Source organism: Granulicella aggregans, from assembly GCF_025685565.1.
Taxonomy (GTDB): domain Bacteria; phylum Acidobacteriota; class Terriglobia; order Terriglobales; family Acidobacteriaceae; genus Edaphobacter; species Edaphobacter aggregans_B.
In genome coordinates this window covers 1,799,721-1,812,860 of the sequence record NZ_JAGSYE010000001.1, presented here as the reverse complement: position 1 = coordinate 1,812,860, position 13,140 = coordinate 1,799,721, and the positions used below count along the sequence as shown (strand labels likewise).

The following is a 13,140-nucleotide window of genomic DNA, read 5'->3' as shown; positions in this document are numbered from 1 at the left end:
AGGATGACGGAGTCCAGGGTAAGGATAGGAAAGCGGTTCGCGCTTGGCGCGAATGTCCCATTCATCGCTTAAGACAACAACGCGATGAATGGGCACATAGCGGTATACGTCCCACATCTCAGAGGCGAGATGTGAAGCACCCGTGATATCGCGGCTGGGACAAGAAACGCAGATTCCCTGCGGGAATGACAAATAAAAAGGTATGCTCGTGCGATGAAGGCCGGAGCTGAGATTTCTCCCGGACAAAGAGAGCAGACGGCGCGTCAGGTGGCTGAGGCGCTGGAGACGTTTCTGGCTGAGCATCCGGCGGCGGTGCTGCTGGAGGATGGGCGGCCGCTGTTCGATATGCGGACGGCGAAGTACACGGTGGGGGGCGAGCATGGGCGGTGCTCGCTGCATATGTGGGATGAAGAACGGAACCTGGTGCGGCGGGTGGTGGAGGCGGCTCCGCGCAAGGCGTCGCTGCGGTTGAGTACATTGCGGTTTGGGCAGACGAAGCCGCAGATGCTGGAGCTGGTGGCGGACAAAGATCGGCGGACGCCCTCGTCCAGAGAGAGTACGCGGCTGAGGTATCTGCGGCGGCTGGAGAAGGCGCTGTTGCGGGAGTTTCCGGACTGGAATCCTGAGGGGTTTCGCACCTCGATGGATCTGGAGAAGAGCTTTGGGCCGGCTTATGCGCGTGGAGTGCAGGTGAAGGGCACGCAGGCTTGGGCGGTGATTGGGGTCAACAGAGAGGAGACGCAGGCGACCGTCGACGGTGTGCTGACGCCGGGGATTCTATGGCTGGCGCAGTGCCGGGAGAGCGCGGGCGGGCGGCGACTGTTTCAGGGGCTTCGAGTCATCGTGCCGACGGGGATGGAGGCGCTGACGCTCTCACGGCTGACGTGGCTGAATCCGGCGGTGGCGAAGTGGGAGTTGTACGTCTTCGAGGAAGAGACGGACGAGCTTGCGGCGCGGGAGGCGGGGGACTTTGGGAATCTGGTGACGCGGCTGTTGCACGCTCCGAATGAGGCGGCGGCACGGGAGCGGTTTGGCGAGGCCGCGAAGAGGGTGCTGGCGCTGGTGCCTCAGGTGATGCGAGGCACGGTGGAGACGCGAGTGCGGAGCGGCGGGGAGATGGCGTTCCTGATCCATGGGCTGGAGTTTGCGCGGGTGAAGACGGGATATGCGGGGGAGAGCTTCAATCGCGTAGAGGAGATTACGTTTGGGGCGGGAGCGAATGAGACTCCGCTGACGGAGGAGAACGAGACCGAGTTGAGGGAGCTGGTGGAGCGGCTGTTTGCGCGACGGAGTGCGATGGGGAGCACGCGGGACGTGCTTTACCGGATGGCTCCGGAGCGGTGGTTGGAGAGCGTGCTGCGGAAGAACGTGGAACCGATCGATGCGGGGCTCGATCCCGAACATGTGTATACGCAGGTGCCGGCGTTTGCGGCTGCGGACCGGGGGATGCTCGACCTGCTGGGGGTGACGGCGGACGGGCGGCTGGCGGTGATCGAGTTGAAGGCGGAGGAGGATTTGCATCTGGCACTGCAGGGGCTGGACTACTGGGTGAGGGTGCGGGCGCATCATCTGGAGAATCCCGATCCGGTGACGGGGTTGGGAGAGTTTCAGCGGAACGGATACTTTGGCGGAGTGAGGTTGGCGCGCGAGGCACCGAGGTTGTTTCTGGTGGCTCCGGCTTTGCGGATTCATCCGGCTACGGAGACGGTGCTGCGCTATCTTTCGCCGCGTGTGGAGTGGACGCTGGTGGCGATTGATGAGCGGTGGCGGCGGGAGATCAAGGTGGTTTGGAAGAAGCGGAGTTCGGATGGGGCTAGGGGAGTTTATGGCGGGGAAGGGTGAGTCTGTGGCACACATCCCACATCTGGCGATGGTACTGCCAGATATGGGGCACCCGATTTGTGGTTGAAAGGTTTGGGCGGTATGGGTGATGTGGAATCGCTCGGGGTCCTTCGACTCCGCGCTACGCGCTGCGCTCAGGATGACGGCGTTTTCCTTTTGCGGAGCTACGCATGAGTCAGCGGCGGGTATAGAGCCAGGCCCACCCGATGAGCGGGAGTTGCAAGGGGAGCCGGAGGTAGAGCGCCCATGCAGGGATGGATGGGTAGCTGGCATGGTCCATCGCCATGTAGATGTTGGCGGGCATGACGGCGACGAGTAGAGCTACGAGTCCCCATGCGGCGAGGGTGCGGATGGGTGGGTTGAAGAGCAGGCCGATCCCGCCGAAGATCTCGCAGAGACCACTGATGTGGACGAGGAGGAGATGGGCGGGGAGGTACGGCGGCATGATGCGGACGTACGTCTGAGGGATGAGGAAGTGGAGGGTTCCGGCGGCGATGAAGACGATTGCTAGGAGTAGGCGCATCGAGTTCAAGCGTAAAGGTCCACTTTGGAGGGCGGTCGGGCGCGATGAAGGTTCGTGGTGGGAAGGTTCGAGCGGCATGGGTGATTCGGGAGGTCTCGGGGTCCTTCGACTACGGCCCTCGCGGTGAGGCTGCGAAGGCCTTCGCTCAGGATGACGGAGTTCTTGGGTGGGATGAAAAGAAAAAACCGGCCTACAGAGGATCCTCTGCTGGCCGGTGTTGGATATTCGGGGAGGGCTTACTTTGCTGCCAGAGCCAGAGCGTCGCGGTGATCGCGTACGTGGTTGTGCGAGGCGATGACATGCTCCTGCTGGGTGATGAGAAGCTGCTTGATCGGGAGAGGGAGCGGCTGTTCTAGAGCATCGGCGTAGGCCTTCTTGGCTACGTCTTCGCCCTGCTCGGCGATGGACAGGACTTCGTGGTCGCCCTTGACGACGCTGAGTTTCACGTTGCCCCAGGTGCGATGGAGAGCTCCGGCTACGGTGCCTGTCTCCTTCACGTCGTGGACGCCGGCGTGGTGGAGTTCGCTCTCGAGGTCGCCGCGGAAGCTGGCTCGCTTGAGCGCCTCGGCTACGAAGAACTGCTTGAGGTGAGGGTCCTGAAGATGCTCGGCGAGATCGGTGAAGCCCTTCTGGCCATCTTCGAGGGAGTTGATGACGTTCTTGAGGACCTTGATTACTTCTTCGTTGTTGATCGATTCGGCCATGATGTTTTCCCTTCGGAACTTTGAGTTGCGTGGCAGGGTCCGCCGGTTGTGGGCCATTCTCCGTCACCGGCGACAAGCGGAGGAAATGGCGAAAACCCGTTCCCCTGCGCGACGCTTGATAAGGACTGCCGTGCGGTCTATCGCGCGCGGCAGCGAGTATGGGTATCTAGATGCGATGGGGGGTGTGGGGTTTGCTTGTGGATTTTATTTGGTGGGGTACGGTCCTAAGCAAAGACAAGAACAACCCGCAACTGCCAATGCGGGGGTCTCTCCACTTCCCCTTCGCTGCGCTCAGGGTCCGGTCGAGATGACGTTTCTCATGGGGCGGGCGAAAGGCAAAAGCAGCGGCAACAGCAAAAGCAGATCCTCCGCCTGCGGCGAAGGATGACAATGGTTTGGGTGGATGGGTTCGGGGTGGGTGAGCAGGGAGGTACGTGGCGGGTCGATCTTCGCCCTTTAGTCGCTGGTAGCTGGAATAATCGAGTGTACCTGCCAGAGTTGCGCGGAACGACAGAACCTGAGGACGACGCGGCCTGGTGGCCAACGCTCGAACGAAGTAGGTCAAACGCTTGAAGACGCTCCGGTTTGTTCTCGCTCCAACTCGAAATCGCAGGGTCAATGAGATTCTGGGCATGATGGTACTGGTGTCGGCGGCGCTGCTGCTGCTGGCTCTGGTCAGCTATACCGCGTCTGACCCGTCGTTCAATACGGTGGGGAGTTATGTGACGGGGAGACCTGCGCATAACTGGACGGGGCTAATTGGGGCCTGGGTTTCGGATTCGGCGCTGCAGATTATGGGCGTTGCGGTGTTTCTGCTGCCGCTGGTGATGGTGCGGCTGGGGATCAGCTGGATGCGGTCGATGCCGGCGGGTTCAGGGCTGGCTAAGGGGATTGGACTGACGCTTTGGGTGGTGTTTGCGCCGGCGGCGATTGCGCTGCTGCCGGGGCATCTTTTGTGGATGCACTCGCTGCCGCTTGAAGGCGTGACGGGGCGAATTCTGGGCGATGCGATGGTGCACTACCTGAACCTGCCGGGAGCGGTGATCGTGCTGACGCTGATGGTGGCGCTGTCGCTGTACCTGGCGACGACGTTCACGTTCAATACGGCGAGCGAGTGGATGGCGGCGCGGTTCAGCTTTGTGCAGCGGATTCAGGAGTGGTGGCTAAGCCGGAAGCGGAAGCGGTCGGACGCCGAGGCGGACGAGATTATTGGGGCGTACGAGAGCAAGCGTGAGCGGGCGATCGAACGGGCGCGCAAGGCCGAGGAGAAGGCGCGGAAGAAGTCGCCGGCAGAGATGGCGGATGCACTGGCCGCTGACGAGAACGAGCCGAGCACGAGTCTGCTGGGTGGACTGTTTGGATGGTGGGGCAGACGCAAGGCTCGTCGTGACGAACTGGCGATGAGTCAGGAAGAGGAACCAATGGTGGTTCCGGCGCCAGCTTCGATGTGGCAGAGGATGCCGCGGACGGATGTGGATGCTCCTCCAGCGACGGCGCTGGGAACGGCTGCGGCAGCGGCGGCCCCCTATGCAGAGGCATTGGCGGCGGCTTCGGCACCGCTGTTCCACGAGGAGGCATTCGATCTGCCGGATAGCGCGCCTGCGCCGTGGGCGCTCGATGAGGTGATTGGTTCGGAGATCTCGGCTTCGCGTCCGGGGAACCTGGTGGAGATGCCTCGACCGATGGCTCCGTTCGCTGAACCGGAGCCGATGCCTGATGCGATGCCGCTGGCGCAGATGCCGGGACAGATTTCATTCGGCAAGCGGGCGGATGCGGACCAGGTAGCGGTGGTGATTACGCCGAAGTCGGTGCGCGGGTATAAGCTGCCGCCTTCGACGCTGCTCTTCCAAAGCGAAGACCATGCCGTGGTGAGAGAAGATGCGCTGCGTGATGAGGCGCGGGTGCTGGTGGAGAAGTGCGCGGAGTTTGGCGTGGATGGCCAAGTGACGCAGATCAATCCCGGGCCGGTGGTGACGACGTTCGAGTTCCGGCCGGATGCGGGCGTGAAGTATGCGCGCGTGACCGGGTTGGCCGACGATCTCTGTCTGGCGATGGCGGCGGAGTCGATCTTGATTGAGCGGATGCCGGGTAAGTCGACTGTCGGTATCCAGGTGCCGAACCATGAGCGCGAGACGATCTGGCTGAGGGATGTCGTCGAGTGCGAGTCGTTTGCGCAGAGCAAAAGCAAGCTGGCGATTGCGCTGGGTAAGGACATCAACGGGCGGATTGTGACGGCTGACCTGGCGGCGATGCCGCATGTGCTGATCGCGGGATCGACGGGTTCGGGTAAGTCGGTGGCGATTAACGCGATGATTATGAGCGTGCTGTTCAAGAGCACGCCGGAGCAGGTGAGGATGATTCTCGTCGACCCGAAGCGGGTTGAGTTGGGGATGTACGAGGGCATTCCGCATCTGTTTACGCCGATCATTACCGAGGCAAAGCTGGCGGCGAATGCTCTGAAGAATGCGGTGCGGGAGATGGAGCGGCGGCTGAAGCTGCTTGCTGCCAACCACGTCAGGAATATCGACCAGTTCAACAAGCTCTTTGATCATGGCAGCGAGTATCTGTTTGAGGACGTGAACCAGGAGCCGCTGCCTTACATCATCATCATCATCGATGAGCTTGCGGATTTGATGATGCTGGATCGCGCGAACGTTGAGGAGTCGATTACCCGGCTGGCGCAGATGGCGCGTGCTGTGGGGATTCATCTGGTGCTGGCTACGCAGCGGCCCAGCGTGGATGTCATCACCGGGTTGATCAAGGCGAATGTGCCTACGCGTATGAGCTTCCGGTTGGCGACGAAGGTGGACTCGCGGACGATCATCGACAGCAATGGAGCGGAGAGCCTGCTGGGGCGGGGAGATATGTTGTATCTGCCACCGGGGACGAGCCGGGTGCAGCGGGTGCATGCGCCGTTTGTGACGGAGAAGGAGATCTCGGCGGTCACGGAGTTCTGGAAGGCGCAGGGTGAGGCCGAGTATGTGCATGGCTTCCTCGAAGGGCCGAAGGACGATAAGGGTAGAGAGATCGACGATATGAGCGGCGGCGAGGACAACGACGAGCTCTACGAAGATGCGATGCGGCTGGTGTTTGAGTTTGGCAAGGCGAGCACTTCCCTGCTGCAAAGACGGTTGCGGATCGGGTATGGCAGGGCGGCGCATCTGATCGACATGATGGAGAACGATGGTCTGGTGGGGCCGGCGGATGGATCGAAGCCGCGGGAGATTTTGAAGTCGGCGGATTGGCTGGCGGAGATTGAGGCAGCGGCGCGGTAGAGGGAAGTTTTGAGACACAAGATTTGGGTTTGGCTGCTTTCCTTCAGCCTCTTCGTTTTCGTGCTGGTAGATCTTGGAGCGATCTATGCGGCGGTCGCGGGTATCGAACCGCCGCGAGTACTCATTACGTGCGGCATTATTACCTGGATATCATTCACGGCGCTTCGACAACGCATGATGCGAAAACCCGTTTGCGCACGCCAACAGGCCCACCATAAGCAGGGGAATGATCCGCGGCGTTAGCTATTGGGCTGAAAGGTTCGAGCGGACACGGTAATGTCAGCAGCGACGGGGTCCTTCGACTGCGCCCCTTGCGGTGAAGCTGCAAGGGACTTCGCTCAGGATGACGGAGTTGTGGTTGGTGGAGGAAGAACGAGCAACGTCAAGGACAACAGCAGATCCTCCGCCTGCGGCGAAGGATGACAAGGGTTGGCGGTGGATGACAAGGGTTGGGAGTTGTGAAAGCTTGAAGTCCTGTAGGCTGTTGCTACCCGGCTTCGATAAATCACTCTCTGGTGAACCTCTTGCATATGTCTCAGCGAATCGTCTTGTTTGCGGCAGTGTTTTCGGTGGCTGCTCTGTCTTCTCATGCGCAGACCGTTCCGCAGTATCCCAACTATCCAAGTGAGACGCCAACCACTTTGCAGCAGCCGACCTATGCCGGTGAGGGCATGGACTATGAGCGGCGCGAGGTGATGATCGCCATGCGCGACGGGGTGAAGCTGCATACCGTCATCCTGGTTCCCCTGTCTCTAAAAGAGAAGCCAGCGAAGCATGAGGGGATGCTGCTGACGCGCACTCCTTATAGCGCTACGGCGACGACAACCAATGCGCAAAGTATTCATCTCGCGAGCGCGCTGTTTGGGTATGACAATGCGCTGGAGACGATCATCGGTGGTGGATACATTCGCGTGGTGCAGGACATTCGCGGCAAGTATGGCAGCGAGGGCGATTATGTGATGAACCGGCCGAATCATGGACCGCTGAATCCTACTCCCGTGGATGAGACGACCGATACCTACGACACCATAGACTGGCTGGTGAAGCATGTGCCGGAGTCGAATGGAAAGGTGGGGATCCTGGGTATCTCGTATGACGGATTTACGGCGCTGATTCCAATCTCGCATCCGCATCCGGCGCTGAAGGTTGCTGTGCCGATGAACCCGATGGTGGATGGGTGGCGCGGCGACGACTGGTTCCATAACGGGGCGTTCCGGCAACAGAACATGAGCTACATCTATGAGCAGGCGGGGTCGCGAGGGAATGACTATCACTGGCTGAATACGTACTTCGACGACTATGACTTTTATATGAGGTTTGGGTCGGCGGGAGAGTTGGGCAAACGTCGGGGGCTGGAGCAGATCGGGTTCTGGAAGAAGGTCATCGAGCATCCCGCATACGACAGCTTCTGGAGTGATCAGGCGGTCGACAAGGTAGTGGCTGCAGAGCCGCTGACGGTGCCGACGATGCTGGTGCAGAGCCTATGGGACCAGGAGGACATCTACGGAGCGATTGCGACGTACAAGGCGCTGGAGCCGAAGGACACGCATAACGACAAGCTGTTCCTGGTGATTGGGCCGTGGCATCATGGGCAGGAGATCGAAGAGGCGAGTTCGCTGGGAGCGGTGAAGTTCCATAGCGATACCGGGCTTTATTTTCGCGAGCAGATTCTTGCGCCGTTCCTCGCACACTATCTGAAGGATGATCCGCCACCGCTGAAGACGGCTCCGGTGACCGCGTATGAGACGGGGACGAATACGTGGGAGCGGCTGGAGTCGTGGCCTTCGGGATGCGCGCATGGGTGCGAGCCGAAGGCGACTCCGATGTATTTGCAGGCGGGATCGAAGCTGGGGTTCAAAGTGCCTGCCGGGGGCGAGGAGTTTGATGAGTTTGTGTCCGATCCGGCCAAGCCTGTTCCCTTTCGTACAAGGCCGAACCAGCCGATGGGGTATACGCCGAACCTCTCGTGGGTGCGGTGGCTGGTGGACGATCAGCGGGAGTTCTCTGGCCGGACGGATGTGCTGACGTATACAAGCGACGTGCTGACTTCGCCGCTGAAGATCAGCGGGGAGCCGATTGCTCACCTCGTGGCTTCGACGACCGGCAGCGATGCGGACTGGGTGGTGAAGCTGATCGATGTGTACCCGGATGAGGTTGGCGGTGACGTCGAGATGGGCGGGTATCAGCTTGCGGTGTCGATGGACATCTTCCGCGGGCGTTATCGCGAGAGCCTGGCGGAGGCGAAGGCGATTCCGCCGAATGAGCCGCTCACGTATAAGTTCGCGCTGCCTACGGTGAACCATGTGTTTCTGCCGGGGCACAAGGTGATGGTGCAGGTGCAGTCGAGCTGGTTCCCGCTGTATGACCGGAACCCGCAGACGTTTGTGCCGAATATCTTCTTTGCCAAGCCGGAGGATTATAAGAAGGCTACCGAGAGGGTGTATCACTCAGGGAAAGAGGCTAGTTTTGTGGAGTTGCCGGTGGTGAAGTAGTTGGTGGCGGTTCGAAAAGGCTAGGGATAAGGTTTACGTTCCCACCCATGCGCGGTGAGGCTGCGCATGGATGGGGCACCCGGGCTTCGGTGGCTGAACAAATGCGGAGATTCACCGCTTCGCTCAGAATGAAGGCAGTGACCTAACGGGGGAGTTTTTTGGCGCTGCGGAAGGCGGTCAGGGCGAGGATACAGACGACTGCCAGGAGGACGATCCAGAGGAGTTCGGGGTGGCGCTCGGTGAAGGGGCGGGTGTCGGTGCGGGGGGTGTAGGTGGGGTTTGATGCTTCGGGCGCCAGGGTGGCGATCAACGGCGTGGCGGAGGGCTTGAAGAGTTTGGCGTAGTCATAGATCGGGGCTTCGAGGGTGGAGTCACCGTAGAAAAGTTGCAAGGGCTGGTTGGTGGCGACAGTGGCGTCGAAGCAGATGCGGCGCTGACGCATCTGGAGCTGGACGGAGGCGATGGGAAGAGGGGTGTCGTCTCCGTTGTCGATGGCCACCTGGAGCTCGGCGAAGTGCTGCATGTTGGCGCCGATGGCGGTGGGGATGGCGAGGTCTTCCTGGGCGATCTCGCGGCCGGCTTCGAGCTTGTGAACGCTGAGGATGGTGCCGGTGGAAGTCTCGGCGGAAGGCGGGGTGTCGTCTTCCGGGGCTGAGTCGACTGTGGGGTCGGGGTTCTTGCCGGGTATGACGCGGGCCTCGAGGCGAACGGCGCGGCTGAAGCTGCCCTTGTAGCCGGGGGCAAGAGTGAAGGCGATGCGTTCAATGGGAACGCGAGCGGGGACCTGAAAGGTGGCCACGGATTCGCGGCCGCGCTGGATCACGGCGGAGGTCTGCTGGAGTGTGGTGTAGAGGGTCTGGGCCTCGCGGCTGGGCGGGACGGAGGCGGACTTGACGATCTCTGGACGGTTCAGGGACGCGGCGGTGCCGGACGTTCCGGGCGCGGGGGCGAGGGATAGATCGATGTGGAGGTAGGGAAAGCTGGACTCTGAGAGCGGCAGGCTGGTGCTGTGCGAGAGGTGCTGGCTGGCGAGGTCGAAGAGGGTGAAGCTGCCGAGGCTGGTGGGTTGGGGCGCGGAGAGTTGCTGGCTGCCGGAGACCTCGGCGGTGGCGATGAAGTCGTGGGCGTCGAGATCGAGGGCGACGGCAGTGTAGGGGCGCGACGGCATGGCGAGGTCGAAGACGATGTGGCCGGAGCGGGTGCCGAGGTTGAGGATGCGGGCGTCGTCGGTGTCCTGCTGGAGGGGCTCACTGAGGGTGATGGCGTAGGGGATTTCGGGACGACCTGCTTCGGTGTTTCTGGCGTAGATGCGGAGGTCTTTGAGGGACGGGGAGGCGTGGGTGAAGACGGAGGCGTCAAGGACGGCGCAGGTCTCGCCGACAAGAGGCGTCACGGAGGTCGGAAGGCGGATGGTGCGTTCGTAGCGGAAGTGTTGCGGGGAAGCTTCGGGGTGAGGCGTGACCTGGAAGAAAAGGAGCAACGAGGCGAGGACGGGTTTGGCGGCGGCGAGATGGAGGCTGGGCCGGACTCGGTCGAATAGCACGTCCCGATTCTAGAACGAAGTGGACGATTGGTTTGGGGAGGGTCTGGGTTGAAAGGTTCGAGAGGTTGTGGGACATGAGCGGTATCGGGGTCTTTCGACTCCGCTGCCGATAACGGCAAAAACAAGAGCAAACAAAAGCGAATGCGGGGTCTCTCTCCACTACGCCGTGCGATAAGGCTGCACGGCTGCGGTCGAGATGACGTTTCTTTCGATTGGTTCTGAATTTTGTGACTGAGAAATGGAGACGTTTGTGAGAACTATTCGCCGATGAGGTGAAGGACGATCTCGCGGCGGTGGGGGCGGGTGCGGTGTTCGAAGAGGTAGATGCCCTGCCAGGTGCCGAGCGCGAGGCGTCCCTCTACGAGCGGGATGGAGAGTTGCACCTGGGTAAGGGCGGTCTTAAGGTGGGCGGGCATGTCGTCGGGGCCTTCGGAGTCGTGGCGATACGGGCCGTTTTCGGGGGCGATGCGGTCGAAGTAGGCCTTGATGTCGGTGCGGACGGTGGGGTCGGCGTTCTCCTGGACGAGGAGCGAGGCGGAGGTGTGGCGGCAGAAGACGGTGAGCAGGCCAGTGTGAATCTCCTGACGGCTGATCCATTGGGCGACGGCGGAGGTGAACTCGTAGAGGTTCTGGCCGCGGGTGGTGATTTCGAGGGTGTGTGTTGACTGCTTCAAGCTTTGCTCCTGTATTGTCTGGACTGTTCCAAGAGTAAAGGGGGCGGATAACGAGCGATGGGCGCTTCTCCGACAGTAAATTTGTTGACATTTCGGGATGATTACCTTAAAGTAGGTGAGTGGCAAGACTCCCTTCGGGTTGAGTCGGTCACAGCGAAGTCCACCCACTTCGTTGCAATAACAGGCAAACCCACGCATCAGCCCCCACCGCGCTGCGTGGGTTTCCTCTTTAAGCCGTTTTACAGCAGATGAGGCGTACCTCAGCGGCTGAAGCCGCGTTCCCTGAAAAGCATCTTTGGCACGGCTGAAGCCGTGCCAATACGCGAGACGAGCCAAGGACCAGCCATGCGCTTGTCATGCCGATAGACTGGGATGGATGCCTTTTGAGACCCCGAATTCGACGCCAGAGATTAAGCCTCTTCTGCAGCCTGTGACTTCTTCAAGCGGGTTTGCGCCGCTCAGGATCGCGCTGTTTCGCGATCGCTGGATTGCGTCGACCGTGTCGAACGTTGGGACATGGATGCAGGACACGGCAGCGACGTGGCTGATGACGACGCTGACCACCTCGCCGCTGCTGATCGCGCTGATGCAGGCGGCGGCGAGCTTGCCGGTGCTGATCTTGGGGCTGCTGGCCGGGGCCACGGCGGACATCTTCGACCGGCGGCGGCTGCTGATCTTCTGGCAGGCGTGGATGCTGGCGACGGTCGCGGTGTTGGCGGTGCTGACGTTTCTGGGGCATATCTCTCCGTGGGCGCTGCTGTCGTTTACGTTTCTGATGAATGTGGGATCGGCGATGAACAATCCGGCCTGGCAGGCGATTGTGCCGGAGCTGGTGCCGCGGGAGCTGATTCCGGATACGGTGTCGTTGAACTCGGCGAGCAACAACCTGGCGCGGGCAGTGGGGCCGGCGCTGGGCGGGTTGATGGTGGCGTCGTTCAAGGGCGTCGATAAAGGTGCTGGTTCGGTGTTCCTGCTGAACGCACTGAGCTTTGCGGGCGTGATCTGGGTGCTGGTGAACTGGAAGCGGGTGCCGCTGTTCAAGAGCGTGCTGCCCGCGGAGCGTATCGAGGGGTCGATCCGGTCGGGGCTGCGGTATGTGCGGTACTCGCCGTCACTACAGTCGTCGCTGATACGGGCGTTCACGTTTACGTTTTTCGTCTCGGCGGTGTGGTCGCTGCTGGCGGTTGTGGCGAACCGTGACCTGCACCAGGGAGCGATGGGGTACGGCATTCTGAATGGCTCGCTGGGACTGGGGGCAGTCATCGCGGCGACCGTTCTGGGCAAGGTAAGGCGCAGGTTTGGAGCGAGCCGCATGATTGCCGTAGCGACGGCGTACATGGCGCTGACGCTGCTGGTGATGGCCCGGGTGCGGTCTCCAGGAATCATTATTGCGGTGCTGATTGCTGCGGGCTTTGCGTGGACGAGCACGATGGCGACGCTGAATACTTCGGTGCAACTTGCGGTGCCGGCGTGGGTGCAGGCGCGGGCGCTGGGGACTTACCTGATGACGTTCCAGGGCGGACTGGCGCTGGGGTCGATTACCTGGGGGTTTGTGGCGGAGCATAGCTCGACGCCGGTGGCGCTGGTGGCGGCGGCGGCGGGGCTGCTGGTGACACTGCCGGTGGTGCACCGGTTCAGGATTCTGGAGGGCCCGTTGCCGGACCACACTCCTTACCAGTGGCAGCGGCCGGCACCGCAACTGGCGGGTGAGTCGGATGTGACGGCGGGGCCGGTGCGGGTGAGCGTGGAGTACGTAGTGAAGGCGGAGCACTATGCGGAGTTCACCAAGGCGATCCATCAGCTGCGCGGAGTGAGGCTGCGGGATGGGGCGATACGGTGGGGGATCTATCGGGATGCGACGGATCCGGAGCGGCTGAACGAGACGTTCCTGATGGAGTCGTGGCTGGACTATCTTCGGAGCCGGGAACGGGTGACGGCGGAGGACGCGGCGATTCGGGACCGGGTTTATGCGATGAATGAAAGCGGCGAGAGGCCGAAGGTGTCGTACCAGATCTATGCGAGCGAAGTTGCGGGGTAAGACAGGTCTGGGTGGCTTGGCAGGGGTGAAAAGAGGAAATGCGGGGGTC

At 61.5% G+C, this 13,140-nt stretch carries 8 protein-coding genes; 4 read left to right on the top strand and 4 right to left on the bottom strand.

The window, feature by feature from the left end:
* Window positions 1-213: 213 nt before the first annotated feature.
* A complete protein-coding gene (locus OHL18_RS07180) occupies window positions 214-1,842 on the top strand; it encodes a PDDEXK family nuclease (RefSeq protein ID WP_263374132.1) in 1,629 nt (542 codons plus the stop codon).
* A 175-nt stretch (window positions 1,843-2,017) separates the two neighbouring features.
* On the opposite strand, the gene OHL18_RS07175 is transcribed toward OHL18_RS07180, so the two are convergent.
* Window positions 2,018-2,365, bottom strand: coding sequence for a DoxX family protein (locus OHL18_RS07175; protein ID WP_263374131.1), 348 nt, complete (start codon window positions 2,363-2,365; stop codon window positions 2,018-2,020).
* A 236-nt stretch (window positions 2,366-2,601) separates the two neighbouring features.
* A complete protein-coding gene (locus OHL18_RS07170; protein WP_263374130.1) occupies window positions 2,602-3,069 on the bottom strand; it encodes a PA2169 family four-helix-bundle protein in 468 nt (155 codons plus the stop codon).
* Window positions 3,070-3,701: 632 nt separating this feature from the next.
* On the opposite strand from OHL18_RS07170, the gene OHL18_RS07165 reads away from it, so the two are divergent.
* Window positions 3,702-6,344, top strand: coding sequence for a DNA translocase FtsK (locus OHL18_RS07165; RefSeq protein ID WP_396274056.1), 2,643 nt, complete (start codon window positions 3,702-3,704; stop codon window positions 6,342-6,344).
* A gap of 530 nt (window positions 6,345-6,874) precedes the next feature.
* Complete coding sequence (locus OHL18_RS07160; RefSeq protein WP_263374128.1) at window positions 6,875-8,836, top strand: CocE/NonD family hydrolase; 1,962 nt, start codon at window positions 6,875-6,877, stop codon at window positions 8,834-8,836.
* A gap of 142 nt (window positions 8,837-8,978) precedes the next feature.
* Here the strand turns inward: OHL18_RS07160 and OHL18_RS07155 are convergent, their stop codons facing one another.
* Together OHL18_RS07155 and OHL18_RS07150 are read right to left on the bottom strand one after the other, a co-directional pair.
* Window positions 8,979-10,379, bottom strand: a complete 1,401-nt coding sequence (locus OHL18_RS07155) for a DUF3999 domain-containing protein (RefSeq protein ID WP_263374127.1) — start codon at window positions 10,377-10,379, stop codon at window positions 8,979-8,981.
* A gap of 257 nt (window positions 10,380-10,636) precedes the next feature.
* Complete coding sequence (locus OHL18_RS07150) at window positions 10,637-11,053, bottom strand: secondary thiamine-phosphate synthase enzyme YjbQ (RefSeq protein ID WP_263374126.1); 417 nt, start codon at window positions 11,051-11,053, stop codon at window positions 10,637-10,639.
* Between the two features lie 376 nt (window positions 11,054-11,429).
* On the opposite strand from OHL18_RS07150, the gene OHL18_RS07145 reads away from it, so the two are divergent.
* Window positions 11,430-13,091 (top strand): MFS transporter, encoded by a 1,662-nt coding sequence (locus OHL18_RS07145; protein ID WP_263374125.1) that lies wholly within the window; start codon window positions 11,430-11,432, stop codon window positions 13,089-13,091.
* Window positions 13,092-13,140: the final 49 nt, after the last annotated feature.